This window comes from Streptomyces sp. NPDC048111 (genome assembly GCF_043202815.1).
In the GTDB taxonomy this organism is placed as follows: Bacteria; Actinomycetota; Actinomycetes; order Streptomycetales; family Streptomycetaceae; genus Streptomyces.
This window is the reverse complement of sequence record NZ_JBIDBD010000017.1, coordinates 54,342-81,176: the sequence shown is the minus strand read 5'-3', so window position 1 is coordinate 81,176 and position 26,835 is coordinate 54,342. Positions and strand designations below refer to the sequence as shown.

21 protein-coding genes and 1 pseudogene are annotated in these 26,835 nt (G+C 71.3%); 7 read left to right on the top strand and 15 right to left on the bottom strand.

Annotation, left to right across the window (positions count from 1 at the left end; all coding sequences use genetic code 11):
• Nucleotides 1-15: 15 nt before the first annotated feature.
• Nucleotides 16-2,769 (bottom strand): penicillin acylase family protein, encoded by a 2,754-nt coding sequence (locus tag ACGF3I_RS24345; protein WP_393135356.1) that lies wholly within the window; start codon nt 2,767-2,769, stop codon nt 16-18.
• A 244-nt stretch (nt 2,770-3,013) separates the two neighbouring features.
• Here ACGF3I_RS24345 and ACGF3I_RS24340 point away from each other — a divergent pair, with 244 nt between their 5' ends.
• The 6 genes from ACGF3I_RS24340 to mscL all read left to right on the top strand — a co-directional run bounded on the left by ACGF3I_RS24340 (nt 3,014) and on the right by mscL (nt 9,081).
• Nucleotides 3,014-4,633, top strand: a complete 1,620-nt coding sequence (locus tag ACGF3I_RS24340; protein WP_393135354.1) for a potassium/proton antiporter — start codon at nt 3,014-3,016, stop codon at nt 4,631-4,633.
• A gap of 292 nt (nt 4,634-4,925) precedes the next feature.
• Nucleotides 4,926-6,197, top strand: coding sequence for an MFS transporter (locus tag ACGF3I_RS24335; RefSeq protein ID WP_393135352.1), 1,272 nt, complete (start codon nt 4,926-4,928; stop codon nt 6,195-6,197).
• Nucleotides 6,198-6,265: 68 nt separating this feature from the next.
• Nucleotides 6,266-6,580 (top strand): FmdB family zinc ribbon protein, encoded by a 315-nt coding sequence (locus ACGF3I_RS24330; protein WP_393135350.1) that lies wholly within the window; start codon nt 6,266-6,268, stop codon nt 6,578-6,580.
• 75 nt (nt 6,581-6,655) lie between these two features.
• Entirely contained in the window at nt 6,656-7,489 is an 834-nt protein-coding gene (locus tag ACGF3I_RS24325) for an S-methyl-5'-thioadenosine phosphorylase (RefSeq protein WP_393135348.1), read from the top strand.
• Nucleotides 7,490-7,920: 431 nt separating this feature from the next.
• Nucleotides 7,921-8,457, top strand: coding sequence for a hypothetical protein (locus ACGF3I_RS24320; protein ID WP_393135346.1), 537 nt, complete (start codon nt 7,921-7,923; stop codon nt 8,455-8,457).
• A gap of 123 nt (nt 8,458-8,580) precedes the next feature.
• Nucleotides 8,581-9,081: a large conductance mechanosensitive channel protein MscL gene (gene mscL, locus ACGF3I_RS24315; protein ID WP_393135344.1), complete on the top strand. Its 501-nt coding sequence runs from the start codon at nt 8,581-8,583 to the stop codon at nt 9,079-9,081.
• Nucleotides 9,082-9,097: 16 nt separating this feature from the next.
• Here mscL and ACGF3I_RS24310 read toward each other — a convergent pair whose 3' ends face one another.
• The 7 genes and pseudogenes from ACGF3I_RS24310 to ACGF3I_RS24280 all read right to left on the bottom strand — a co-directional run bounded on the left by ACGF3I_RS24310 (nt 9,098) and on the right by ACGF3I_RS24280 (nt 16,078).
• Complete coding sequence (locus ACGF3I_RS24310) at nt 9,098-9,364, bottom strand: hypothetical protein (protein WP_393135342.1); 267 nt, start codon at nt 9,362-9,364, stop codon at nt 9,098-9,100.
• 30 nt (nt 9,365-9,394) lie between these two features.
• Nucleotides 9,395-9,748: pseudogene (locus ACGF3I_RS24305) on the bottom strand (hypothetical protein); the annotation flags it as partial.
• A gap of 485 nt (nt 9,749-10,233) precedes the next feature.
• The gene (locus ACGF3I_RS24300; protein WP_393135340.1) at nt 10,234-11,052 is read right to left on the bottom strand and encodes a Rieske (2Fe-2S) protein; all 819 of its coding nucleotides are present in this window, start codon (nt 11,050-11,052) and stop codon (nt 10,234-10,236) included.
• On the bottom strand, nt 11,049-11,651 hold the full coding sequence (locus ACGF3I_RS24295; RefSeq protein WP_100574070.1) for a 4Fe-4S dicluster domain-containing protein: 603 nt from the start codon (nt 11,649-11,651) through the stop codon (nt 11,049-11,051). Before ACGF3I_RS24295 ends, ACGF3I_RS24300 begins: the two co-directional genes overlap by 4 nt.
• A gap of 8 nt (nt 11,652-11,659) precedes the next feature.
• Nucleotides 11,660-13,960: a molybdopterin oxidoreductase family protein gene (locus ACGF3I_RS24290; protein WP_393135338.1), complete on the bottom strand. Its 2,301-nt coding sequence runs from the start codon at nt 13,958-13,960 to the stop codon at nt 11,660-11,662.
• Complete coding sequence (locus tag ACGF3I_RS24285; protein ID WP_393135336.1) at nt 13,957-15,078, bottom strand: MFS transporter; 1,122 nt, start codon at nt 15,076-15,078, stop codon at nt 13,957-13,959. Before ACGF3I_RS24285 ends, ACGF3I_RS24290 begins: the two co-directional genes overlap by 4 nt.
• Before the next feature lie 64 nt (nt 15,079-15,142).
• Nucleotides 15,143-16,078 (bottom strand): oxidoreductase, encoded by a 936-nt coding sequence (locus tag ACGF3I_RS24280; RefSeq protein ID WP_393135334.1) that lies wholly within the window; start codon nt 16,076-16,078, stop codon nt 15,143-15,145.
• A gap of 104 nt (nt 16,079-16,182) precedes the next feature.
• On the opposite strand from ACGF3I_RS24280, the gene ACGF3I_RS24275 reads away from it, so the two are divergent.
• The gene (locus ACGF3I_RS24275) at nt 16,183-16,767 is read left to right on the top strand and encodes a TetR family transcriptional regulator (protein WP_393135452.1); all 585 of its coding nucleotides are present in this window, start codon (nt 16,183-16,185) and stop codon (nt 16,765-16,767) included.
• A gap of 63 nt (nt 16,768-16,830) precedes the next feature.
• Here the strand turns inward: ACGF3I_RS24275 and pflA are convergent, their stop codons facing one another.
• The 7 genes from pflA to ACGF3I_RS24240 form a co-directional block, all read right to left on the bottom strand.
• A complete protein-coding gene (pflA, locus tag ACGF3I_RS24270) occupies nt 16,831-17,661 on the bottom strand; it encodes a pyruvate formate-lyase-activating protein (RefSeq protein ID WP_393135332.1) in 831 nt (276 codons plus the stop codon).
• A gap of 105 nt (nt 17,662-17,766) precedes the next feature.
• Nucleotides 17,767-20,037, bottom strand: a complete 2,271-nt coding sequence (gene pflB / locus ACGF3I_RS24265; RefSeq protein WP_393135330.1) for a formate C-acetyltransferase — start codon at nt 20,035-20,037, stop codon at nt 17,767-17,769.
• Between the two features lie 304 nt (nt 20,038-20,341).
• The gene (locus ACGF3I_RS24260) at nt 20,342-21,775 is read right to left on the bottom strand and encodes an MFS transporter (RefSeq protein ID WP_393135328.1); all 1,434 of its coding nucleotides are present in this window, start codon (nt 21,773-21,775) and stop codon (nt 20,342-20,344) included.
• 97 nt (nt 21,776-21,872) lie between these two features.
• Nucleotides 21,873-24,704, bottom strand: coding sequence for a nitrite reductase large subunit NirB (gene nirB, locus ACGF3I_RS24255; RefSeq protein WP_393135326.1), 2,832 nt, complete (start codon nt 24,702-24,704; stop codon nt 21,873-21,875).
• Nucleotides 24,705-24,897: 193 nt separating this feature from the next.
• Nucleotides 24,898-25,644 carry a DUF1838 family protein gene (locus ACGF3I_RS24250; RefSeq protein ID WP_393135324.1) on the bottom strand — a complete coding sequence of 249 codons (747 nt, stop codon included), beginning with the start codon at nt 25,642-25,644 and terminating at the stop codon, nt 24,898-24,900.
• A gap of 47 nt (nt 25,645-25,691) precedes the next feature.
• A complete protein-coding gene (locus tag ACGF3I_RS24245) occupies nt 25,692-25,946 on the bottom strand; it encodes a DUF397 domain-containing protein (RefSeq protein WP_393135322.1) in 255 nt (84 codons plus the stop codon).
• Nucleotides 25,943-26,779 (bottom strand): Scr1 family TA system antitoxin-like transcriptional regulator, encoded by an 837-nt coding sequence (locus ACGF3I_RS24240; protein WP_393135321.1) that lies wholly within the window; start codon nt 26,777-26,779, stop codon nt 25,943-25,945. The genes ACGF3I_RS24245 and ACGF3I_RS24240 overlap by 4 nt, the downstream gene beginning before the upstream one ends.
• Nucleotides 26,780-26,835: the final 56 nt, after the last annotated feature.

Here is a 26,835-nt window from a genome sequence, read left to right as displayed (position 1 = left end):
CTGCCGGCGGGCCCGCTACTTGGTGAGCTTCAGCGTGTCCACGGTCGACCCGTCGACCGCCTTGCCGCTGAACGACCAGTCCAGGAGCTCGCCCTTGGCCCACTTCTCGGTCTGGTCCGAGTAGTGCGCGCTGTAGGCGTGCCCGGAGGCGCCGGTCAAGTTGATCCACTTGGACTTGTCGAAGTCCTTGAGGTTGACGACCATCCGCATCGAGGGCACCCAGGTGACCCCGTAGTCGCCGCTCGCCGCGTTCCAGCCGGTGGCGTCGACCGCGGCCTCGCCCCCGCCCAGGTTCCACGGGCCGCGGTTCAGCAGGTACTTGACGACGCCCGGGCCTTCGGTGCCCAGGGTCTGGTTCTTGAGCATCAGCTGGTGCAGCCGGCCCCAGGTCCAGGTCGTGGTGTCCTTGCCGAGCTTGGCGGTCAGCTCCCAGCGGGCGTCCTTCATGGCGCGCGCCAGCAGCTGGTCACGGGTGGCGGTGGCCTTGTCCAGACGGGTCGCGGGCGCCTTCCACCAGGCGTTGCCCTGGTCGTTGAAGATCTTGCGCACGACCTCGGACCAGCGGTCCCCGCCGTCGGGCTGCGCCGAGTCGCCGTCGCGCTGGCCGCACTCCCAGACCTTGCGGTCGGGGTCGTCGACGGGCCCGGTGCCGGCCGGCGGCGTCACGTACAGGCACTCGCCCTCGGGACGCAGTTCCTTGGGCAGCTTGTTGCCGAACGCCAGCTTCAGGACGTTGCGCCACACCGCGTTGAAGTAGGCGGCCGCCGCCGAGTCGTTCTCCTGGGTGTAGTCCCAGCCCTCCAGGAGCTTCTGCGCCTCGCGCACCGACGGATCGGACACGTCGATCTTCAGCAGGGCGGGCGTCAGCAGCGCGGCGATCTCGCTGCTGTTGTCCATCTGCATCTTCTGCATGTCCTCGGTGGAGATCTTCCCGCCGCCCTTGATCTTCGACTCGATGAGGTCGTTGATCCGCTGGCTGCGGGTGCCGTAGCCCCAGTCCTTGGTCAGCAGGTACGGGTACTTCTTCTCGTCGATCACGGCCTGGTTGGCGGTGACGATGAACCCCCGCTTGGGGTTGTACTCGTAGGGCAGCGCGTCGAACGGGACGTAGGTCTTCTTCCAGGTGTACTTCGACTCCCAGCCCGGGGCGGGCATGGTGCCGTCCACACCGTCCGCGCGCACCGGGATCTTCCCCGGCGCCTGGTAGCCGATGTTGCCCTTGGTGTCGGCGTAGATCAGGTTCTGCGAGGGGACCTCGAAGTCCTTGGCCGCGGTGCGGAAGGACTTGAAGTCGTTCGCCCGGTTCAGCGCGAACACCGCGTCCATGGACTTGCCGGGCTCCAGGGCCGTCCACTTGAGGGCGACCGCGTAGCCGGTGCCCCGGTCGGGGGCGGCGGTGTTGACGGGCGCCTTCTGGCCGACCTTCTCCAGCTCGTCGTCGCGGTCGGAGACCAGGGGGCCGTTGTTGGTCTCGCGGATCGTGATGGTCTTGCTGGACCCGCCGGCCACCTTGATGACCTCCTCGCGGGTGGCGAGCGGCTTCTCCTGGTTGTCGTAGAGGTAGCTGGAGCCGTTGATCTTCTCCAGGTACAGGTCCGTCACATCGGCGCCGAGGTTGGTGAACCCCCAGGAGATGTCCTGGTTGTGGCCGATGACCACGCCGGGCATCCCGGAGAAGGTGTAGCCCGCCACGTCGTAGCCGCACGCGCTGGAGCGCGTCCGGCAGTGCAGGCCCATCTGGTACCAGAGCGACGGCATCATCGGCGCGAGGTGCGGGTCGTTGGCGAGCAGCGGCATGCCGGTCGTCGTGTACTTGCCGGACACCACCCAGGAGTTGGAGCCGATGCCGCTGCCGTTGGGGCCGAGCAGCGCCGGGATCTTGTCCAGGGTGTCGGAGAGCGAGGAGAGCTGGCTCTGCATGCCCTGCAGCGCGCCCTGGGCGCCGCCCGAGGAGGCGTCGGAGGCGGTCGGGGCGCGGTTCGGGTCGAACTTGCCGGTCGCCTTGTTGTACGAGCCCTCGTCCACGATGGGGCGGTGGGTGGCCGACGGGTACGCCGGGTACAGGTCCTTGATCTGCTGCGGGGTGAGGCGGCTCGTCATCAGCGAGCGGTCGATCTCGTCCTGCATGTTGCCGCGCAGGTCCCAGGCCATCGCCTTGAGCCAGGCCACCGAGTCGACGGGCGACCAGGCCTCGGGCCGGTAGTCGTTGGTGAGGTTGAGCGCCGCGTACTCGACGGAGATGTCCTTGCCGTCCTTGCCCTTGAGGTACGCGTTCACCCCCGCCGAGTAGGCCTGGAGGTACTTCTTGGTGGCGGGCGTCAGCTTGGTGTCGTACTCCTGCTGCGCGACCCGGTGCCAGCCGAGCGTGCGCAGGAAGGCGTCCGTGTCCACCTGGCCGCTGCCGAACATCTCCGAGAGCCGGCCCGAGGTCAGGTGCCGGCGGACGTCCATCTCCCAGAACCGGTCCTGTGCCTGCACATAGCCCTGGGCCATGAACAGGTCGGCGTCGCTGTCGGCGTAGATCTGGGGCACGCCGTGGTCGTCGCGCTTGACCTCGACGTCGCCGGCCAGGCCGGGCAGCTTGATGGTGCCGGTGGTCTGCGGGAACGAGGCGCGCACGGTACTGACTCCCCAGTACGCGCCGTAGGCCACGCCCGCGACCAGCGCCAGCACCAGGACGAGGACGAACAGCCTCAGGCGGCGTCCCCTCTTCCTGCTCGTCTTGCCGGCCGTCGTACCGGCGGAAGGGGCGGTTGTGGTGGCGGGCATCGCTGTCCTTCGAGGGGCAGGGTGGTCCAGGAGTGCTGGGAGCAACCATAGGCGCAGCCGCTGACGGCCCCTGACGCGGTGTCTGCCTCGGGGCACCGGACCCCCGCCCGTCCGCCCTTTCGCGTAAAGAAAGCGTCAAAGATTAGGTAAGGTAACGAAGTACCTTGGGGTGGCGGATCGTTTCACCCGACCTGTCCCCGGGGCCCCCGGATGCGCGGACCGCGCCTGGGGATGCACGATTTTCATGGGGTGCCCGGCGGCACCTGAGGGGAAGGATCGGCCACTGACTGTCCACGCGCTCAACGAACTCCTGCTCATCTGCTCGCTCGTCCTGCTCATCGCCGTCGCGGCGGTACGCATCTCCTCGCGCAGCGGGCTCCCCAGCCTGCTCCTGTATCTCGGCATCGGGATCGCGATCGGGCAGGACGGCATCTTCAACGTCACGTTCAACGACGCCGAACTGACGCAGGTGATCGGCTATGCCGCACTCGTGGTGATCCTGGCCGAGGGCGGCCTGGGCACGAAGTGGAAGGAGATCAAACCGGCGCTGCCGGCGGCGATGGCACTGTCGCTGGTCGGCGTCGCGGTGAGCGTGGGCGTCACGGCGGCGGGCGCGCACTACCTGGTGGGCCTCGAATGGCGCCAGGCCCTGATCATCGGCGCGGTGGTGTCCTCGACGGACGCCGCGGCCGTCTTCTCGGTGCTCCGCAAGGTGCCGCTGCCCTCGCGCGTGACCGGTGTCCTGGAGGCCGAGTCCGGCTTCAACGACGCGCCCGTGGTGATCCTGGTCGTCGCCTTCTCCACCCAGGGCCCCGTCGACTCCTGGTACGTCCTCGTCGGCAAGATAGCCCTGGAGCTGGCCATCGGCGCCTCCATCGGGCTCGCGGTGGGCTGGCTCGGCTCGTACGGTCTGCGGCACGTGGCGCTGCCCGCCTCCGGCCTCTACCCGATCGCGGTGATGGCGATCGCGGTGTCCGCCTACGCGGCCGGCGCGATGGCCCACGGCTCCGGCTTCCTCGCGGTGTACCTCGCCTCCATGGTGCTCGGCAACGCCAAGCTGCCGCACTGGCCGGCCACCCGCGGCTTCGCCGACGGGCTCGGCTGGATCGCCCAGATCGGCATGTTCGTCCTGCTCGGCCTGCTCGTCACCCCGCACCACCTGGCCACCGACTTCTGGCCGGCCGTGATCATCGGCCTGGTCCTGACGATGGTGGCCCGGCCGCTGGAAGTGCTGGTCAGTCTGCTGCCGTTCCGGATGCCCTGGCAGGAGCAGGCCCTGATGTCCTGGGCGGGCCTGCGCGGCGCGGTGCCCATCATCCTCGCCACCATCCCAATGGTGTCCGGGATCGAGGGCAGCGAGCGCGTCTTCAACATCGTCTTCATCCTGGTCGTCGTCTACACCCTGATCCAGGGGCCGACGCTGCCGTGGCTGGCCCGCAAGCTCCAGCTCTCGGACGCCGACGAGGCGGCCGACCTCGGCGTCGAATCGGCACCCCTGGAGCGGCTGCGCGGCCACCTCCTGTCGGTGGCGATCCCGCCGAAGTCGCGGATGCACGGCGTCGAGGTGCACGAGCTGAGGATGCCGCCCGGCGCGGCCGTCACCCTGGTCGTGCGCGACGGGACGAGCTTCGTGCCCGGGCCCACCACGGTGCTGCGCCAGGGCGACGAACTCCTGGTGGTGGCCACCGACCCGGTGCGGGACGCGGCCGAGTCGCGCCTGCGCGCGGTCGGCCAGGGCGGCAAGCTCGCCGGCTGGCTCGGCACCGGCACCCCGCAGGCGGCGCCCGGGCCCGCCAGGGGCGTCAGAGGTGTCAGAGGCGTCGGGGACGTCCGGAAGGCGAAGCCGAAGCGGACGGCGCACTGACGCACGCACCGCTCCCGCATCCCGATGTGGCCGAATAAACACAGGCCGAATCCTGGCACTCCGTGCGGAATCGTAGGCACGGAGTGCCAGGACTCTGTATCATGAAGGCACACCACTGATCGACCAACTCTGCCTGACGCAGAGCTGGCGCGACCGTATGGCGGTCGGGAGCTCCCCGCAGCAGCCCCCGGCATCTACCGCAGATCCGCGCAAGAGGACAGCTCTCGGCAACGCCCGCACCCACAAATCCGTGCATGGGGCGCGCTACCAGGCGGCAGAAAGGCAAGGGGCCGTGGCATCCACGGTCACTTCTGACAAGCGGCCCGGCTACGGGCAGCTTCTGCGCACACCTGGCGCACTGTCCTTCCTCCTGCCCGGCTTCGCCGCCCGGCAGCCCTTCGCGATGCTCACCATCGGCATCCTGCTGCTCGTCCAGCACACCACCGGCTCCTACGGCGGCGCCGGCGCCGTGGCCGCCTTCACCGGCGTCTCCATGGCCCTGTTCGCCCCGCAGAGCGGCAAGCTCGCCGACCGCTTCGGCCAGCGGGCCGTGCTGGTGCCCGGCGTCCTGGTCCACGCGGCCTCGGTGTCGGCGCTGACCGCGCTCGCGCTGGCCGGCGCGCCCCTGTGGGCGCTGTTCGTCGCCGCCGTGCCCACCGGCGCCTCGGTGCCGCAGGTCGGCCCGATGGTGCGGGCCCGCTGGGCCGCCAAGCTCGACGGCTCGCCCTTGATGGCGACCGCCGCCGCCTTCGAGTCCGTGACCGACGAGTTCACCTTCGTCATCGGTCCCGTCCTCGCCACCGCGCTCTGCACGGGCGTGCACCCGGCGGCCGGATTGATCGCCGAGGCCTCGCTCACGCTGGTCGGCGGCCTCCTGTTCGCGGCCCGGCGCGCCACCCAGCCGCCGGTGCGCTCCGCCGCCGAACGGGAGCAGGCCGAGCACACCTCCGCGCTGTCCGTCCCCGGCGTCCGCGTCCTCGCGGTGGCCTTCCTCGGCATCGGGGCGGTCTTCGGCGGCATGCAGGTCTCGCTGACCGCCTTCGCCGAGGAGATCGGCAACCCCGGCATCAACGGCCTCCTCTACGGCGTCTTCGCGGCCGGCAACATGCTGGCCGGCATCGCCTGCGGCGCCATCGCCTGGAAGTCCTCGCCGCGCGTCCGCCTCATCGCCGGCTACGCGGCGCTGACGCTGGCGGCCTCGGGCCTGTGGGCGGCGCACTCCGTGCTGCTGCTCGGCGGCCTCGGCCTGATCGTCGGCCTGTGCATCGCCCCGGCCCTGATCACCGGCTACACGCTGGTCGAGTCGCTGGTCCCGGCGACCTCGCGCACCGAGGCCTTCACCTGGCTGACCGGCGCGGTCGCCCTCGGCCAGGCCGCGGCCGTCACCGTGGCCGGCCGGTTGACCGACGCCCACGGATCGACCGCCGGTTTCCTGGTGCCGATGGGCGGCACCGCGCTGGCCCTGGTGACCCTGCTGGCGCTGCGCTCGCGGCTCAGCCCGCGCTCCGCGGCACGTACCGTGGCGCGTGGCGTCGGTCACCGTGTTCCCGTCACGGTGGACTGATCCCGGGGAATACGTCACTATGGACCGTCGTTAGCACTCATCGAGTGAGAGTGCCAGGAGGAAGACAAGTGCCGACCTACCAGTACCAGTGCACCGAGTGCGGCGAGGGCCTCGAGGCGGTGCAGAAGTTCACCGATGACGCCCTGACCGTGTGCCCGAACTGCGACGGACGCCTGAAGAAGGTGTTCTCGGCGGTCGGCATCGTCTTCAAGGGGTCCGGCTTCTACCGCAATGACAGCCGCGGCGCCTCGTCGAGCAGCTCGCCCGCGTCCGCGCCGTCGTCGAAGTCCTCGACGCCGGCCTCCTCGGGCGGCGACGCCAAGCCCGCCGCCTCGGCGTCGAGCGCCGGCTCGTCCTCGTCGAGCGCCAGCCCGGCCGCCTGACCCAGCCTTCGCGCACAGCCCCCGCCGTCCACGGCGGGGGTTCTCGTGCATACGCCCCCGGTTAGTGTGACCGGCATGGCTAACGCAGAGATCGGCGTCATCGGCGGCTCGGGCTTCTACTCGTTCCTCGAGGACGTCACCGAGGTCCAGGTGGACACCCCCTACGGCTCCCCCAGCGACTCGCTCTTCCTCGGCGAGATCGCCGGCCGGCGGGTGGCGTTCCTGCCCCGCCACGGCCGGGCCCACCACCTTCCCCCGCACCGCATCAACTACCGGGCCAACCTGTGGGCGCTGCGCTCCGTCGGGGTGCGCCAGGTGCTCGGCCCGTGCGCGGTCGGCGGCCTGCGCCCCGAGTACGGTCCCGGCACGCTGCTCGTCCCCGACCAGCTGGTGGACCGCACCAAGTCCCGTGCCCAGACCTTCTTCGACGGCCTCCCGCTGCCCGACGGCACGGTCCCCAACGTCGTGCACACCACGTTCGCCGACCCGTACTGCCCCGACGGCCGTAAGGCGGCCCTGGGCGCGGCCGACGGCCGCGGCTGGCAGGCCGTGGACGGCGGCACCATGGTCGTCATCGAGGGCCCCCGCTTCTCCACCCGCGCCGAATCGCGCTGGCACGCCGCGATGGGCTGGTCGGTGGTCGGCATGACCGGTCACCCCGAGGCGGTGCTCGCCCGCGAACTGGGGCTCTGCTACACCTCGTTGAGCCTGGTCACCGACCTGGACGCGGGCGCCGAGACCGGCGAGGGCGTCTCGCACACCGAGGTCCTGAAGGTGTTCGGCGAGAACGTGGCGCGGCTGCGCGAGGTGCTCTTCGACGCGGTCGCCGCCCTGCCGGCCACCGAGGACCGCGACTGCCTGTGCACCCGGGCGCACGACGGCTGGGACCTGGGCATCGAACTGCCGTAGGGCGGACCGGGCCTACCGCCCCGGTGGGCCGGGGGCCCGGCGGCCCGGGGGCGCGGTTGGCCCGGCGGCCCGGCGGCCCGGGGGCGCGGTTGGCCCGGGGGCGCGGTGGCCCAAGCAGGCCGGGGGGCGCGGCAGCCCGGCGAGCCAGGCAGGTCGGCGGTCCCGGTGGGGGTGAACTCCCCTTCCGGGTGAGCGAGTTGTCCACAGGCGGGGCGCGGTCCACAGGCTTCGGCGGGATCGCGCGGGAGCGGGGATCGTGAGGGGCGTCCGAGCAGCACACGCTCCTCACGATCGGCAGTGGTCACATGTCAGCGAACCCGGCAACACCCTCCGCACCCGCGGCGCCCTCCGTACATCCCGCGGCACCGCCCCTTCCCGCAGCCGCGGCCCCGTCGTTCCCCGCGCCACCGGCGCCCTTCGCGCCCGCCCCGGTGGCCGCTCCCCCGCGCCGCCCCTTCCTGCCTCCCGTCCCCGCGCCCGAGCCCGGCGGGGTGCCGCTCTTCCCGCCGCTGCGGGTGCGTGGCGGGCGGCAGGCCCTGCGCCGCGCGATGCGCAGGCGACGGCGGGCGGTGGCCGCCGGGCTCGCCGTCACGGCCGCGGCTCTCGTGGTGTCCAGCCCCCGAGCGGCCGAGCGTCCGCATCCCGCCGCCGTGCCCGCGCCCCGCGAGCGCGGTCCCGCGCCCGGGGCCCTGGTGGTCTCGGCGCCGGTCCGGATCGCGGACGCGGAGACGGTACGGCTGCTGAGGCCCGGCGACCGGGTCGATGTGATCGCCTCCCCCAACTCGCCTTCCCCGGGCGGCGATCAGGCGCGCGTGCTGGCAACGGGCGCCCGGGTGAAGGAAGTTCCGAGCCCGCGGGGCACTGCGGCGGAGGCGGGCGCGCTCGTCGTCCTCGCCGTGCCGCGCGACACCGCGAGGGCGCTGGTCGGCGCGGGTCCCTCGTCCCGCCTGGCGGTGACGCTGTGTTGATTCGCACGGGCGAACGGTCTCGTCACCGCTTCGCGTGCATGGATTGGACAGTACGGCTGGGCGCTGTCCAAGGTGGCGCAGGAGTTCGCTCCACCCCCTGCACATGCGAGGAAAGGCTCATTGGTGAGCGAGGACAAGACAGGCGTGATGGCCGGCTTCAAGGCCTTTTTGATGCGCGGGAACGTGATCGACCTGGCCATCGCCGTGGTGGTGGGCGCCGCGTTCACCAACATCGTGAATGCGATCGTGAAGGGCGTGATCAACCCCCTGGTCGGCGCATTCGGCACGAAGGACCTGGAGAGCTACCGCTCCTGCCTGAAGGGCCCCTGCACCGCCGACAGCGGTATCCAGATCCTGTGGGGCGGGGTGCTCAGCGCCCTGCTGAGCTTCCTCATCACCGCGGCCGTCGTCTACTTCCTGATGGTGCTCCCGATGGCCAGGATCCTCGCCAAGCGGGCCCGGCACGACGCGGCGAAGGAGGGGGTGCGCGAAACGATGGAGGTCAGCGAGCTGGAAGTGCTGAAGGAGATCCGCGACACCCTGGTCGCGCAGCGCGGCTCCGGTCCCGGCTCGGGCCCCGGCTCCGGCCCGGCCCAAAGCTCCGGCCCGGGCGTGGAGTTCTAGCACCGGGCCGTACGGCTCAGATGTGGTGGGGCGGCTTCTCGTCGAGGAAGCGGGCGAGATCGGCGGCGCTGCCCGCGGACGCGGGCCGCTCGCCCCAGCCGCGGTCCGTGTCGTCCGACGACTGCTGGTCCAGCGGATCGTCGAAGACCAGCTTCGGCCGAGCCGCCTTGGCGGGCGCCTCGACCTGCTCCTCGGCGCCGGGCCGCTCGGTCCGCTCCGCGGCCGGCTCCGTCCTGGACATGGCATCCCCGTCGCGCGGGCCGGGGGTGGGGGTGGTGCTCATGCCTCCAGCGTACGGGGTGCGCGAGCGCCCTCAGCGATCCTTCGGGTCGAGCGCCCAGAGCCCGAGGACCACGAGGAACGACAGGCACAGGAATCCCGCGCCCCACCAGGCGGTGCCGGTGTTGCCCCGCATCCACTCGTTGACCACCACGGTCAGGCCCCACAGCTGGCCGATGACCACGGAGATGGCGAGCACCAGACGCGCGGTCAGCTTCGACGACCGCTCCGGCTCCTGCTCGGTGCCGGCCCCAGGCCCCGGCCCGGTGTGCCGGACCCGGGGGTCGCCGTAGCCGCTGGTCGGGCGGATCTGCGGGTAGCGCTCGTGGAGGGGCCGGTTGAGCCGGGGCTGGAGCGAACCGGCGGAGTAGGCCGGCCGCGCGGACCCGGAGCGCCCGTCGGGGTGTGCTTGGCCACCGCCGGGGTGCGCCTGGCCGGGTTCCGCGTGCCCACCCGGCCCGGGGTACCCGAGCCCCCCGGGATCCGCGGGACCGCCCGGGTCGGAATGCCCACCGGGGCCCGGGTAACCGAGCCCACCGGGATCCGCAGGACCACCCGGGTTCGCAGGGCCGCCAGGGCCCGCAGGGCCGCCAGAATCCGCTTGCCGACCGGCGCCCGCGTGCGCACCGGGACCGGGATGCCCACCGGGGCCCGCAGGACCGCCCGGGCCAGGACGGCCACCGGAACCGGGGTGCCCCCCAGGATCCGCAGGGCCGCCCGGGTACGCAGGGCCGCCAGGGCTCGCAGGACCACCCGGGTACGCAGGGCCGCCCGGGCCCGCAGGACCACCCGGGTACGTAGGACCACCCGGGCTCGCGGGGCCGCCAGGATCCGCAGGGCCGCCCGGGCCGGAGGGCATGTTCCCTTCGCCGTTCATGTCCGCTCGCTCCTCTCGGTCACCCTGGCATCCGCGGCCCGGCCCCCCGGCCACCCGGCACCCGCCGACCCGGCACCCGCAGCCCGGCCACTCGGCATCCCGGCACCAGCAGGCCCGGCCTCCGCAACCCGGCCCCCCGGCCACCCGGCACCCGCCGGCCCCGCGCCCGCAGCCCCGGCATCCGCACCCCTGCCCTCCGCCCCGGGGCATCCGAGGCGGGACGCCAACTGGGGCCGCTTGTCCGCGAATTGGCGGCACATCGCGTCCTTGTCGCTCTCGCCGGAGCGCGCCGTGGCCACCGCCCAGACACTGCCGTCCGCCTCCTCGACGAGGAGCACCTTGGGCAGCGGCCGCGGCGGCGGCCCGGCGGTGACCTCACCGGTACGGGCGTCGAAGACCCCCTCGTGGCAGGGGCAGTACAGCTCGCCCTCGGTGCCGCGATCCTCGCGCCACAGCACCCCGCACGCCAGGTGCGTACAGACCGCCGAGTAGCCGACGAGGGTGCCGTCCTTGAGGCGGACGGCGACGGCGCGGTCGTCCTCGCCGGGGAAGCGGAACGCCACGGACTCGCCGGGCGCGAGCACGGGAGCGACGCGCTTGGCTTCGGGCGGGCCGTCGCTGTCGCCGTGCCGGTGCAGCACGCCTCCGGCCACGGCGAGCCCGCCGACGGCGAGGCCGCCCGAGACGGTGGCGACGATGCGCAGGTAGTCGCGGCGGGTGGTGAGGGAGTCGGCGGCGATGCGGTCGTGGAGGGCGGCCTGCGCCGGGTCCGCGCCCGGGTCGGGGGTGGCCGGCGACTGGTCGGTGACGCTCATCGGGTGACGTCCTTCCCGTTGACCTCGACGATCGGGAGGCCGCCGGGCACCGGCCACTGGACCTTGTCGGCGGGCACGACCATGGCCACGCCGGTGGAGACGACGACGTCGCCGAACGTGAAGGAGTCGGCGACCTGGACCCCGGGGCGCTCGGCACGGAGTTCCTCGACGGTCCCGTAGAACAGCGCGCCGGTCGGGCAGACCGTGGCGCACATCGGAGCCAGGCCGTAGGCGGTGCGGTCGTAGCAGAGGTTGCACTTCATCTGCAGCTTCGCCTGGAGGTCGATCTTCGGAACGCCGAAGGGGCAGGCGTTGACGCAGTTGGCGCAGCCGATGCAGCGGGTGGTGTCGGCCTGCTGCACCACCCCGTCCGCGGTCACCAGGATCGCGTCGGCGGGACACACCTCGGCGCACGGCGCGACCGGGTCCTCGCAGTGCATGCAGACGGTGGGAAGGGAGGCGACGGAATGACCCTCGTCGGGATAGTCGAGATGGATCATGGACTTGCCGCGGTGCGAGTCGCACTCGCGGCAGGCGGACACACAGGCCTGGCAGCCGATGCAGCGGCCCGGGTCGATGAAGATCGTTCTGCCCATCATGGCGGACGTCAGCTCCTCTCCGCGGTGCCACGGCCCTGCGGGGACGTGGGCGGCAGGGGGTCGGTGCGCGAGACCTGCGTCGCCGGATACGCCACGTGCCCCGGCGCGGTCGGGGGCGCCGGCACCTCGTCGATCCGCTCGGCGGCCTCGATGCGGCAGGCGCACACCTTGTACTCGGGGATCTTCGACCGGGGGTCGAGGGCGTCGATGGTGAGCGCGTTGGCGGCCGTCGGCACGGGCCAGTGGTACGGGATGAACACGGTGTCCGGACGGATGGCCTCGGTGACGAGCGCGGGGAACACCTCGCTGCCGCGCCGGGTCACCACCCGCACCGGGTCTCCGTTGCGGAAACCGTGCGAGGGGTGGACCTCCACCCAGGGGCGCGGGGTCTGCTCGACGAGCGCCCCGAGCCGGCGGGTCTGGTTGCCCGACAGGAAGTGCGCCACGGTCCGGCCCGTGGTCAGCGACATCGGGTGCTCTTCGTCGTACGGGTCCATCGGCGGATGCCACTCGACGACCTGGAGATGGACCTTGCCGTCCGGGTGCGCGGTCTGCCCGTCCTCGAACAGGCGGGGCGTGCCCGGGTGGTCGGTGGAGGGGCAGGGCCAGGAGATACCGCCGGTCTCCTCCAGGCGCTCGTAGGTGATGCCGTAGTAGTCGTTCACCGTCCCGGCCGACGCGATGCGCAGTTCCTCGAACACCTCGCGGGAACCGGGATAGCTGAACTTGTCACCCACCCCCAGGCGCTTGGCGAGCTCGCACATCACCCAGGTGTCGGTGCGCACGCCGGCGGGCGGCTCCTGCGCCTTGTTGTGCTTGACCACCCGGGCCTCGGCGTTGGCCATTACGCCCTCGTCCTCGGCCCAGGTGGTGACCGGGAACACGACGTGCGCGTTGGCCGCCGTCTCGGAAAGGAAGAAATCGAATTGGGCGTGGAACTCCAGGGCGTCGTAACCCTGCTTCACCGTCGCGTAGTTGGGCAGCGAGACGAACGGGTTGTTGCAGATGCCGATCAGGCCGCGGATCTCCTGGCGCTGCATCTGCCAGACCATTTCCATCATCGAGGTGCCCGCGGGCGGCAGTTCGGTCTCCTCGATCCCCCAGATCTCGCAGATCTGGCGCCGGTGCTCCGGGTTCGAGATGGACCGCCCGCCCGGCAGCAGGTCCGACTTCTGCCCGTGCTCACGGCCGCCCTGGCCGTTGCCCTGGCCGGTGATGGTGCCGTACCCGGCGCCCGGCTTGCCGAGGTTGCCGGTGGCGGTGCACAGGTTGATGACCGTCAGACAGTTCTCGACGCCCTGCGAGTGGTGCTCGATGCCCCGGGCGTGCCAGGCCATCGCCTTGTCCGCGCCCGCGAAGGCCCGGGCGACCTGGACGACCTGCGAGGCGGGGATGCCGCAGATGTCGGCGGCGGTCTCCGGCGTGCACGCGGCGACGGAGGCCCGCACCTCCTCCCAGCCGGTGGTGTGCGCGGCGACGAACTCCTTGTCGACCAGGTTCTCCTGGATGACGACGTTCAGGACGGCGTTGAAGAACGCGGCGTCGGTGCCGGGCCGCAGCGCGACATGGATGTCGGCGGTGCGGGCGATGGCCGTCTCGCGCGGGTCGACCACGATGAGGCTGGCCCCGCGGTCCCGGGCGCCCCACAGGTACTGGGTCATGACGGGGAAGCACTCCCCCACGTTCGACCCGGCGATCAGGAGGCAGTCGGTGAGCAGGATGTCGGAGAACGGGTTGCCCGCCCGGTCGATGCCGAAGGACAGCTTGTTGGCCCCGGCCGCCGAGACCATGCACAGCCGGCCGTTGTAGTCGACGTGCCGCGTCTTGAGCGCGACGCGGCCGAACTTGCCGACCAGATACGTCTTCTCCGAGAACAGGCTGGCCCCGCCGAGCAGCCCGAACGCGTCGTTGCCGTGAGCGGCCTGGATGCGGCGCACCTCGGCCGCCGTGAAGTCGAGCGCCTCCTCCCAGGAGGCCTCGCGGAACGGCTCGTCACGGGAGCGGCGCATCAGCGGCGCGGTCAGCCGGTCGGGGTGGTTGACCTGCTGGTAGGCGTTGATGCCCTTGGGGCACAGGCGCATCCGGTTGATGTCGTGGTTGCGCGGCTCGACACCGAACACCTTGCCCGCCCGGTCCACCCGCAGATACATCCCGCACTGCACCCCGCAGAAGCAGCAGTGGGTGGGCACGAGGGTCTCGCCGTTCTGGTCGGCGTGCCACTGGTCGGCCGGGATCCCGCCCGCGTCCCGGAAGTTGCGGGTGCCGGGCGGGGCGATCGAGGGATCGAGCGGAAGGGGCCTGCTGCTCACTTGAAGCCCTTCTTGACGTGGCTGAGGTAGGCGGTGCCGCGCAGCACCCGCTTGCAGCGCGGGCAGTACTGGGCCCAGGCGTCGAAGTCGAGCTTCAGATCGCGCATGGTGCCCCGCAGGTTCTCGACGTAGGGCGCCGTGTCGATCGGCTCGCCGCAGCGCTTGCACGCGAAGACCTGCTCGTCCTGGCGGGTCGTGTACTTGAAGAGCTGCATGCCGACGGCGGCCGGCCGCTGCACGATGTGGAAGAACTTCCCGAACGGGATGTAGATGAGCGTGAACACCACCGACACCATGTGCAGGACCGCCAGGAACTGGTAGCCGCCGCCGTGCAGGAAGATCGACGAGAAGGTGAGGAGGAGCCCCGTCACGGAGATGACGATCAGCGCGATCAGCGGAACCAGGTCGTAGGCGAAGCGCTGCCCGGTGATGGCGCCCCGGTCCTTCATCCGCCGCCACAGGAAGTACGAGGCGCCGGGGATGACCAGCACGGCCGCGATGTCCAGGCCGTGGAACATCAGCCAGCCGACGACGCTCAGCGAGTCGAACCCGAGGACCTTGAACCCCCAGATCCGCATCTCGTACCCCGGCCCCGCGCCGGAGGCGGAGGTGAAGGTGAACCAGCCCCAGGTCAGCGGGAAGGTGATCGCGGCGGCCAGGATGCAGCCCCAGAAGATCAGCTGGTGCGCGGCCCAGCGGGCGTGCGAGCGGGCGCCGAGGAACTTCTGGAAGCCGAGATAGGTGGCGATCATCTTCGGCAGGGCGGTGGGCGCCCTGCGGAAGTTGGCCGTCGAGAACAGGCTGCGCCAGCCCTGCTTGAAGAGGCGGCGCGCGCCGGGAGAGGAGATCCACACGGTGTAGCGGTAGGCGACGCCGAAGGCCAGGAACACGGTGGCGACCGCGTACGGAAGGAGCGCGGAGTCGAAGTCCTGGAGCAGCCGGCTGCCGAACACGATGGCCAGGACGAGCAGCACGGACACGACCGCGCCGGCCAGCGTGGCACGCAGCGCCACGGAACGCCCGGCGGACGCGCGGGCGAGGTCCGGCACCGGTTCGGGAGGCAGGCCCGGGGAGGACGCGTCCGGGGGTGCGGCGGGGGGTGCGGGTGGCTCGGTCACCTTGTCACGATAGGGACAAACAAGGTCGGGATACCTGTTTTGGGGATCAACAGGGTGAGTCGCCTCAGGGAGCGGCCGGGGACAGGAACCGCACGCCGGTCAGTCGTTCCGACAGTTCCCACAGACGGCGGCCGGTCTCGGGGTCGGCGGCCGCGGTGGACAACCGCACGTGCGTCGGCCCGCCGCGCAACTCGGCGAAGCCGTCCGGCCCGATGAACGCTCCGCCCCGCACATCGGGCGCCGTGGCCGCGTACAGCTGGGGCAGCGCACCCTGCTCGGGGCGCTGGGCGAGCGGGGCGAGGATGCGGCCGAACAGCACCTTCACCACGCCGACCGGCGCGCTCGTCTGGAGGTTGGTGGAGGTGTAGCCGGGGTGGGCGAGCAGGCTGCGCACCGAACTGTCGGCCGCGGTCAGCCTCCGGTGGAGTTCCCGCCCGAAGACGGCGTTGGCGAACTTCGACTGGTTGTAGAACTTCATGGGCGAGTACGTGCGCTCGCCGGAGAGGTCGTCGAAGTGGAGGCGCCCCTGCCGGTGGTTGGTCGAACTGACCGTGACCACGCGGGAGTTGTGGCCCTCGGCCAGCAGGTCGAGCAGCAGACCGGTGAGCGCGAAGTGGCCGAGGTGGTTGCCGGCGAACTGCACCTCGTGACCCTGGGCGCTCAGCGAGCGGGGCGGCGCCATCACTCCGGCGTTGTTGACGAGTACGTCGAGCCGCGGGTGATCGGCGCGCAACCGACCGGCGAACGCACGGACCGAATCGAGATCGGCCAGGTCGAGACGGCGCACCTCAAGGGTGGCGTCCGGCTGTTCAGCGGTGATCTGTGCGGCGGCCAGGCGGCCCCTGGCCACGTCGCGCACCGCGAGGACCACGTGCCCGCCCTTGCGGGCGAGCGCCCGGGTGGTCGCCAGGCCGAGGCCGCTGTTGGCTCCGGTGACGACGAACACCCGCTCGGTCTGGTCCGGGATCCGATCGGCGGTCCAGTGCTGCTTCTTCTTCATGCGGCACACGTTGCCGTTCGTGTCACTCGGTGTCAAGAGGTTACCGAGTGCCATGCATGGCATGACGGTACGATTGATCGGTGAGCCCCGGATCCGAAGTCACCATGGCCCAACGCAAGCGTCAGCTCGTCTCCGACGAGCTGAGCGAAGCGGCGCTTCAGCTCCTGGCGCTGAAGGGATACGACGCGGTCACCATCGACGAGATCGCGGCCACCGCCGGCGTGTCCAAGCGCACGTTCTTCCGGTACTTCGCCTCCAAGGAGGACGTGGTCGTCCAGTTCCTGGCCGACCTGGGCACCGGCATGCGCGCGGCACTGACGTCCCGCCCCGTCGAGGAGCGGCCCTCCGTGGCCCTGCGGCACACCGTCTGGGCCTCCATGGCCGTCTGCGCCGGCCATTCCGACAAGGCGCTGCGCGTCGTTCAACTGATCCTGCGCACCCCCGCCCTGCGCGCACGCTTCGTGGAGCGTCAGGACCAGTGGCGCGACGAGCTGGCAGCGGAGCTGGCACAGCGCCTGCGGCTCGACCCCGACACCGATCTGTACCCGCGTCTGGCCGCCGGGATGGCGCTCACCGCTTTCGACGCCGTACTGCAACGGTGGAGCGGAAGCGACGGCGCCGAGGACCCGGCCGCGCTGACCGACCGGGCCTTCGCCACGATCGCCCCGGCGCTGGACTCCGCCGGATAAGCCGTCCCGCGGGCGGCGACGGACGCCCGCGCGTCACACCCGGAGCCCTCGTCGCCGCGCCGCTCAGACCGCGTTCAGGCCGTGCGAGGCGAAGACGGCCCGGGCGTCCGCCAGTGCGGCCCCGGTGGGGGACGGGGTGGCGTGGAGGGTGAAGTCCCTGCCGAGCGCCCGCCACTTGGCCTCGCCCAGCTTGTGGAAGGGCAGCACGTCCACGCGGGACACATTGCCGAGGGAGGCGGCGAAGGCGGCGACACCGTCGATGTTGGCGGGGTCGTCGGTCAGGCCCGGGACGAGGACGAAACGGAGATGGACGTCCTTGCCGAGATCGGCGAGGCGGTGCGCGAAGTCCAGGGTCGGCCGGAGCGGGCTGCCCGTGACCCGCTGGTAGGTGGCGGGATCCCAGGACTTGATGTCGAGCAGCACCAGGTCGACGTCGCGCAGCAGCGCGTCGGTGGCGCGGGCGCCGAGGAAGCCGGAGGTGTCGAGGGCGGTGTGCAGGCCGAGTTCGTGCTTGTAGCGGTGCAGCAGCTCGCCCGCGAAGACGGGCTGGAGCAGCGGCTCGCCGCCGCTGACGGTGGCGCCGCCTCCGGCGGCCCGGATGAACGTCGTGTACTTGGCGGCCTCGGCGACGACCTCGTCCGCGCCGACGCGCTTGCCGTCGCGCATCCGCCAGGTGTCGGGGTTGTGGCAGTACAGGCAGGTCAGCGGGCAGCCGGAGAGGAAGGTGACGAAACGCGTGCCCGGGCCGTCGACGCCGGTCGACAGGTCCCAGGAGTGCACCGAGCCGACGATCGGCCGGCGGGTGGCGGCCCCCGCCGGCGTGCTGGCGTCCTCGTCACAGCCGAAACGGGCCGGGCGGCCGACAGGGATCTCGGGGCTGAGCAGAACGGCCATGACCGGCCCTTCCTGGTCTGAGGGGTACGGAGAGGGGATGGTGGAGCGAGGGGGGCCGGGGGCCGGGGGGGGGAGCCCCCCCCCGACCGCCAAGCCGCCAACCCCTCAAAGCCCCCCGTGGAACGTCCGGTTGATGACGTCCAGCTGCTGCTCGCGCGTGAGGCGGACGAAGTTCACCGCGTAGCCGGAGACCCGGATGGTGAGCTGGGGGTAGTTCTCCGGGTGGCGCATGGCGTCTTCGAGGGTGGCCTTGTCGAGGACGTTGACGTTCATGTGGAAGCCGTTGCTCGCCATGAAGCCGTCGAGGACGCCGGACAGGTTCTCGATGCGCTCCCGCGGCGTGCGGCCGAGCGCGTCGGGGGTGATGGTGTTGGTGAGCGAGATGCCGTCCTCGGCGTCGTCGTAGGGGAGCTTGGCGACGGAGAGGGCCGAGGCGATGTAGCCGTGCTCGTCGCGCCCGTTCATGGGGTTGGCGCCGGGCGCGAACGGGGCGCCCGCGCGGCGCCCGTCGGGGGTGTTGCCGGTCTTCTGGCCGTAGACGACGTTGGACGTGATGGTCAGCACGGACTGGGTGTGCACGGCGTCGCGGTAGGTGGGGTGCTTGCGCACCTTCTCCATGAAGTCGTGCACGATCCGGGTGGCCAGCTCGTCGGCGCGGTCGTCGTTGTTGCCGTAGGCCGGGTAGTCGCCCTCGATCTCGTAGTCGACGGCGAGGCCGGTCTCGTCGCGGACGACCTTGACGCGGGCGTACTTGATGGCGGACAGCGAGTCGGCGGCGACGGACAGGCCCGCGATGCCGCACGCCATGGTGCGCAGGATCTGCTGGTCGTGCAGCGCCATCTCGATGCGCTCGTAGGCGTACTTGTCGTGCATGAAGTGGATGACGTTGAGGGCGTGGACGTAGGTCTTGGCGAGCCAGTCCAGCATCGCGTCGTACTGCCGGGCGACGGTCTCGTAGTCGAGGTGGTCGCCCTCGATGGGGGTGAAGCCCTCGACGACGAGCTTGCCGCTCTTCTCGTCGCGGCCCCCGTTGATGGCGTAGAGCAGGGCCTTGGCGACGTTGACGCGGGCGCCGAAGAACTGCATCTGCTTGCCGACGGCCATGGCGGAGACACAGCAGGCGATGGCGGTGTCGTCGCCGTACTTGGGACGCATCAGGGCGTCCGACTCGAACTGGATGGCCGAGGTGTCGATGGCCACCTGGGCGGCGAAGTCCTTGAACGCGGCGGGGAGTTGGGCGTCCCAGAAGACGGTGAGGTTGGGCTCGGGGGCGGGGCCGAGGTTGTAGAGGGTCTGCAGGGCGCGGAACGTGGTGCGCGTGACGAGGGGGCGGCCGTCCTCACCGATGCCGGCCATCGACCAGGTGACCCAGGTGGGGTCGCCGGAGTACAGCTCGTTGTATTCGGGGGTGCGCAGGAAGCGGACGATGCGCAGCTTGATGACGAAGTCGTCGATGAGTTCCTGGGCCTGCTCCTCGGTGAGGCGGCCCGCTTCGATGTCGCGCTGGAGGTAGATGTCGAGGAAGGCGTCGATGCGGCCGATCGACATGGCGGCGCCGTTCTGCTCCTTCACGGCGGCGAGGTAGGCGAAGTACAGCCACTGCACGGCTTCGCGGCCGGTGGTGGCGGGGCCGGAGATGTCGTATCCGTAGGACAGGGCCATGGCCTTGAGTTCGCCGAGGGCCTTGATCTGCTCGGAGATCTCCTCGCGGTCGCGGATGACGCTCTCGGTGGCCCAGGCCTCGCCGAGGCGGACCTTGTCGGCCTCCTTGGCGGCGATGAGGCGGTCGACTCCGTAGAGGGCGACGCGGCGGTAGTCGCCGATGATGCGCCCGCGACCGTAGGCGTCCGGCAGGCCGGTGATGATGCCCGAGGAGCGGCAGGCGCGGATTTCGGGGGTGTACGCGTCGAAGACGCCCTCGTTGTGGGTCTTGCGGAGGTGGGTGTAGACCTCGCGGGTGTGGGGGTCGGCCTCGTAGCCGTAGGCGTTGAGGGCGCCTTCGACCATGCGCCATCCGCCGTTGGGCATGATGGCCCGCTTGAGGGGGGCGTCGGTCTGGAGGCCGACGATGAGGTCGGTGTGGTCGGCGGCGGTGCCGTCGATGTAGCCGGGCCCGAAGGCGTCGATGCGGGACGGAGTCTTCACGTCCACGTCGTGGATGCCCTGCTCGATCTCGCGCGGGAACATCGACAGGAGCTTGTTCCAGACGGCGGTGGTGCGCGGGGTGGGGCCGGCGAGGAAGTCGGCGTCGCCGGTGTAGGGCGTGTAGTTCTGCTGGACGAAGTCGCGGACGTCGATGGCGTCGCGCCACAGTCCGCCCTGGAAGCCGTCCCAGGCTCCGCTGTTCTTGGTTGCCTCTGCGGGAGTCGCGGTCATGTCCGGGCACCCTTCCCAATCGCCGTTGACGTGGTGCTTCGTATCGCCGAGCACGGGCTCCTCGGCTGCTTCCATTGCACTCCCTCTGATCGATCAATTCCGGCGGCATAGGTCACCAAAGCCGGGCCGAAAGCCCCGGCCCGCGCCTCCCCCTTCTCTTGACACCCGCCCTGACCTGCACCTTTCGCAGGTACTTTGGCCCCTAGTTCGCTTGTGAATGCATTCACAAGAAATTCCGCACGCATGCCGGAGGGGCCCGCATCTTGGATGCGGGCCCCTCCGTCGCAGACTTCCGGGACGCGTCCTAGCTGGGCGCCTCCGCGCCCTTGCGGGCGTAGAACCACCAGGCGACCGCGATGCAGCTGACGTAGAAGGCCACGAAGCCCCACATCGCGCTGGTCACCGCGAAGTTGGCGAACATCGCCGGGATGAAGAAGAAGCCGTACGCGGCGATGGCGGAGGTGAAGCCGGTGACCGCGCCCGCCTCCATCTCGGACTGCTTGAGCGCCCGGGCGTACTCGGGAGTGCCTTCCGTCAGGCCCTTGAGATGCTGGTTGCGGAAGATCACCGGGATCTGCCGGAAGGTCGAGCCGTTGCCCACGCCGGAGAAGAAGAACGCGGCGAGGAAGCAGGCGAAGAAGCCGTAGAAGTTGCCCGAACCTCCGCCCGCGGGGAGGAAGTTGATGACGCCGATGATCGCGAGGGCCATGCCGACGAACGAGATGATGGTGACCTTCGCGCCGCCGAGCCGGTCCGCGATCCAGCCGCCGGCCCAGCGGGCGAGCGCGCCGAGCGCCGGGCCCATCCAGGCGTAGGTGGCGACGGAGTAGGCCGGGAAGGTCGTCTTGATCAGCAGCGGCAGGGCGGCGGCGAAGCCGATGAAGGAGCCGAAGGTGCCGACGTAGAGCCAGGTCATCAGCCAGTTGTGCTTGCGCTGGAAGATGACCTTCTGACGGCTGAAGGGGGTGGAGGCGACCTTCAGGTCGTTCTGGCCGAACCAGGCGATCAGGGCGAGCACGATGAGCACCGGCACCCACAGGAACGCGGCGTTCTGGAGATAGACCGGGGTGCCGTCCTTCTTGTGCTGGGCACTGCCGATGGCGATGGTCGAAAAGGTGATGACGATCGGTGTCAGGAGCTGGACGACCGACACCCCGAGGTTGCCGAGCCCGCCGTTGATGCCGGTGGCGTTGCCCTTCTCCTTCTTGGGGAAGAAGAAGCCGATGTTGGCGAGCGACGAGGCGAAGTTCGCGCCGCCGATGCCGCAGAGCGCCGCGATGACCACCATGACGCCGTACGGGGTCGAGGTGTCCTGAATGGCGATGCCGAGCCAGATCAGCGGCACGATCAGGATCACCGTCGACAGCGCGGTGAAGCGCCGCTGGCCGATCATCGGGCCGAGGAAGGTGTACAGGATGCGGGCGGTGCCGCCGGTGAGGCCGGGGATGGCGGTGAGCCAGAACAGCTGGGAGGTGGAGAAGGTGAAGCCGACGTCCTTGAGGTTGGTCGCGGTGACGGACCAGACCTGCCACACCACGAAGGCGACGAGCAGGGCGGGGACGGCGATCCACAGGTTCCGGGTGGCCACCTTGCGGCCCACCGAGCGCCAGAAGACCTCGTTCTCCGGCTCCCAGGCGGTGATGGTGCGGCCGGGGCGGTAGTCCTCCGGATCGTAGGAGACGTCGGCGGCGACGGGGCCGGTGTCGGGCCGGGCGGACGGCTGGAGCGCGGAACTCATGGTGCTTCCCAGGGGGTTGAGACGAGTCCTGACATATCCACGGTGCGCCGGGGGCGGGGGTCGCGGTGAGAGGCGAACGCCATGAGTGCGGGCAGCCCTAGGACCCGCCGCGTCCAGCCGTAGGACCCGCCGCCGCGCGCGGCGCCGGAGGGAAGCGGGTGGTGGGCAGGTCGGTGAGGTCGACGACGGGCAGGCGGACGTCCGGGTCGTCGAGGCACTGCCCGGTGCGCAGGTCGTACTCCTGCTTGTGCAGGGGCGAGGTGACGACCGGGACCCCGTCGCGGCTGCCCATGATGCCACCGGCGATGACGTCGGCGCCGGTGTACGGGTCGCGGTTGGAGACGGCGTACACCTCTCCCGTACGCGCCTTGAACAGGGCGGCCTCGCTGCCGTCGGGGAGCCGGGCCGGGCGCCCGCGCCCGGGCTCCAGGTCGTCGAGCGCGCCGAAGTCGACGCGGCCGAAGCGGGCGAGGGCGGCGGGGTCGGCGAGGACGGTCTGCCATTCGTCGCGGTAGGCGGCGACGTGCCGCGCCATCTGGGCTTCGAGCTCGCCGCAGATGCCGAGGGAGTCGGCGAGCAGGACGTCCTTGAGGTGGTCGAGCCCGCCGTCGATGCGCTCGATCCAGGCGGCGGTGCGCTCCAGGCGTTCGGCGGTGCGCACGTAGTACATGAGGAAGCGGTCGACGGTGGTGAAGAGCTCGGCGGTGGTCAGGTCGGAGGCGAGCAGGTCGGCGTGGCGGGGCCGGGCGCCGCCGTTGCCGCACACGTACAGGTTCCAGCCGCCGGCGGTGGCGATGACGCCGATGTCCTTGCCGCGTGCCTCGGCGCATTCGCGCAGGCAGCCGGAGACGCCGCCCTTGAACTTGTGCGGGGTGCGCAGGCCCCGGTAGCGCAGTTCGAGGTCGACGGCGAGCTGGATGGAGTCGCCCTGTCCGAAGCGGCAGAAGCGGGCGCCCACACAGGACTTGACGGCCCGCAGCGACTTTCCGTACGCCTGCCCGGACTCGAATCCCGCCCGGCCCAGGCGCCGCCAGATGTCGGGGAGCTGGTCGGCGCGGGCGCCGAAGAGGCCGATGCGCTGGGCGCCGGTGATCTTGGTGTAGAGGCCGTAGTCGCGGGCGACCTCGCCGAGCGCGATGATCTGCCCGGGGGTGACCTCGCCGCCGGGGAGGCGCGGGACGACGGAGTAGGTGCCGTCCTTCTGGAGGTTGGCGAGGAAGAGGTCGTTGGTGTCCTGGAGCGTTGCCTGCTCGCCGTCGAGGACGTGGCCGATGCCGAGTTCGGGGGCGAGGGTGGCGAGGATGTTGCCGATGGCGGGCTTGCAGACCGCGCATCCGTCGCCGCCCGCGCCGTGACGCTCCATCACCTCACTGAAGGAGCACAGTCGTTGGTCGCGGACGGCGGCGTAGATCTCGGAGCGGGACAGGGCGAAGTGCTCGCACAGTCCCCGCGCCCTGGCGAGGCCCCGGGTCGCGAGTTCGGCGTCGAGGACGGCCTGGAGCGAGCCGGTGCACGCCCCGCAGCCGGTGCCGGCCCTGGTGCGGCGCTTGATGCCGCCGATGTCGGTGAGTCCGTGCTCGGTGATGGCGCCGCGCACCTGGCCCTTGGTGACGTTGTGGCAGGAGCAGACGACGGCGTCGTCGGGCAGCGCGTCCGCGCCGGGCAGCTCACCGGCGCCGGGCGACACGAACGCGGCGGCTGGGCCCGGGAGTTGGCGCCCGGTGTGCGGCTGGAGCGTTCCGTACGCCCCGGCGTCGCCGACCAGGATGCCCCCGATGAGACGCCCGTCGGGGCCGAGCAGCAGTTTCTTGTAGACGCCTTCGCGCCCGTCGGAGAAGAGCACCTCCACGGCGCCGCTCTCCGGCGCGGCGAAGGGGTCGCCGAAGGAGGCGACGTCGGCGCCGAGCAGCTTCAGCCTCGTGGAGGTGTCGGCGCCGGTGAAGGTGCGGTCGGCGCCGCCCGCGAGCCGCTCGGCGACGGTCTCGGCCATCTGGTAGCCGGGGGCGACCAGACCGTAGACGCGGCCGTCGACGGTCCGGGCGCATTCGCCGACGGCGTAGATGGACGGGTCCGAGGTGCGGCAGTACTGGTCCACGGCGACGCCGCCCCGGTCGCCGACGGCCAGCCCGCAGGCGCGGGCGAGCCGGTCGCGGGGCCGCACTCCGGCGGAGAACACCACCACGTCGGCATCGATGCGGCCTCCGTCGCTGAGCCGCAGCCCGCGCGCCCGGCCGGCTTCGTCCAGCTCGACCGCCCGCGCCCCGACTCCGGTGTGCACGGCGACGCCCATGGATTCGATGGTGGCGCGCAGGGCCGCCGCGCCGCCGTCGTCGACCTGGAGCGGCATGAGGCGGGGCGCGAACTCGACGACGCGGGTGTCGAGACCGAGGGTGCGCAGCGCCCCGGCGGCCTCAAGGCCGAGCAGCCCGCCGCCGATGACGACACCGCTGCGGGCGCCGTCGCGGGCGTACTGGGTGAGCTGCTCGACGTCGTACAGGGTGCGGTAGGTGAAGCAGCCGGTGGCGTCGGCGCCGGGGATGTCCGGCACGAAGGGGTGGGAGCCGGTGGCGAGCACGAGCGCGTCGTAGGGGACGACGGCGCCGGAGGTGGTGGTGACCGTGCGGGCGGCCGGGTCGATGGCTTCGGCGGGGTCGCCGAGCCGCAGGTCGATCCCGTTGCGTTCCATGAACTCGTCGTCGCACAGGGCCAGTTGGGCGGCGGTGGCTCCGGTGAACGCGGCGGAGAGGTGCACCCGGTCGTAGGCGGGGATGTCCTCTTCGGCCAGGACGGTGGCGTGCCAGCCGGTGGCGCCGGTGCCGACGGGGGCCCCGCGCTCCACGAGGGCGCCGCGCTCGGCGAGCGCCTCCAACAGGCGCTGGCCGACCATGCCGTGACCGATCAGCACGAGGTTCTGCGCGGGCTGTGCCATGGCTTCGCTCCGGGGCTCGGCTGGGTGCGGGGGCGCACCGGAAGGGGTTCGCCCTTCGCGGGGACGGACCGCGAGGGATCCGCCCCTTCGACGCTAGATCGCCCGCCCACGCCGCAGGCCCCGAAAAAGCCCTGCTCACCAGGGTCCGGGGACCCTGAAGGAGCAGGGCGATCGGCCCTGTCGCACCCGCCGCCTAGCGGGGCGGGTGGAGCTTGCGGAAGTAGGTCCAGCTGGTCTCGTTGGGCTCGCTCCACTTCTCGGGGGCGTGCGCGTACTCGGGGTGGTGCTCGGCGATGTAGCCGCGGGTGCGCTCGGGCACCTCGGCGTACGAGCCGAGCTTGCGGCCCCGGCAGTGGTAGGTGAGCCCGCCCGGCCGCTGCCCGCGCGCCATCCAGGGCAGCCACGGCGACATCCGGGTCCAGGACATGGTGGCCGGGACGCCGGGTGCGTCACCGGCCAGGTCGGCGCGGTGGGCGAAGAACTGGAACAGCTCCAGGGCCTTGTACGTGTCGCCGGCCGAGTGCTCGGGGTACTGGGCCACGGGCAGCGGCGAGGGGTAGGCCAGCGGGATCTCCAGGCTGAAGCAGACCTGGTCCCCCAGCTCGGTCCTGGGCACCGGGAAGGGGCGCCAGCGCTGGTTGGCCGGGTCGTTCCAGATGTGCACGACGGGCAGGCCCTGCCAGGTCTCCAGGATCTCGCGGCTGTCCGGGTCCAGGTAGAACGCGGCTTCCCTGGTGAGCAGTTGGTACGCGTCGGGCCCGGCCCCCTCGTCGGGGACGAGCCGGGCGACGTTGACCCCTTCGAAGCCGAAGAGCCGCTGGTAGGGCTCGTCGGGCGCCCAGGAGTACACGTCGCCGGACCACCAGTAGGTGACGTCCTGCCCGTCGAGGGAGGCGCGGGTGCGGGCGAGGTCGCGGAGCTGCTGCGCGGGTGTGGTCATGCCTCCACTCTGCGCGGCGGGACCCCGCGACGAAACCCCCCGCCGCCCTACACCCGGTCCCGCCGGGCGAACTCGACGAGCCCGGCGAATGCCCGCGGCGCGAGGACGAGGGTGGGGCCGTGGGGGTTCTTGCTGTCGCGTACGGCGACGCTGTGCGAGTCGGTGAGGTCGGTGGCGATTTCTATGCAGTCGCCGCCGTTGTTGCTGTACGAGGACTTGACCCAGGCGCACACTTCAACGCAGTTGCCGCCGTTGTTGCTGTATGAAGACGTGATCCAGCGGAGGGAGTCGGTCGTGGTCACGGGGTGCCCTTTCGTGCCTCGTTGATCAGGTCCACCGATGCCGTCTGCGACAGCGCTTCGGCCTGTAGCTGATGGTAGGCCGCGAGCAGCGGCAGCACGGCACCCGTGTCCCGGTCGAAGTGGCCGCGCATCTGCGACTCCGCGTAGGCGGTGACGGACAGGTCGGCCAACGTCAGCAAGTTCAGCGGGAGATCGAACGGACGACGCTCCCCCATGCTGTATGGGGCGATCTGGAGGACGGTGTTGGGCAGTGCGGCGAACTCCACGAGCCGGTCGAGCTGCGCCCCCATGACCTCGGGCCCGCCGACCGGCCGACGGATGCAGCTCTCGTCCATCACCACCAGCATCGCGGGTGGGCGCGCCCGCACCAGCGCGGCCTGCCGCCGCGCCAGGAACGCGACGCGCTCATCGGCCTGTTCGGGGGTGATGGCACCGCGCCACACGGCGCTGTCGGCCAACGCCCTCATGTACTCGGGTGTTTGAAGGAGCCCTGGAACGATCCCGATTTGGTACAGCCGGATCTCCACCGCCCGCCCCTCGTGCTCGACGTACTGCGGGAATCCCTCCAGCAGTCCGCCGTGCTTGATCTCGCGGTACTCCCGCTCGAACGCGCCGTCCGTGCCTGCCTTGCCGAGCGCCCGGTCCGCGCTGCGCGAGAAGCGGAGGGTCGGAGGCTTGCGGCCGGTTTCGATGGCCGAGATGTGCACGCTCGAATAGTCCATGCGCTCGGCCAGTTCGTCCTGCGTCCAGCCCCGTTCCTCGCGCGCCCCGCGCAGCCGCGCCCCGAAGGCTGCCTGCGGTGAAGCGTCGGGGTTCAACTCCCGCTTGTTCATGGGTCGTTCACCAATCTTCCGTCCTGTTTGAACAGGTTGAATGCTTCCCCGGCGTG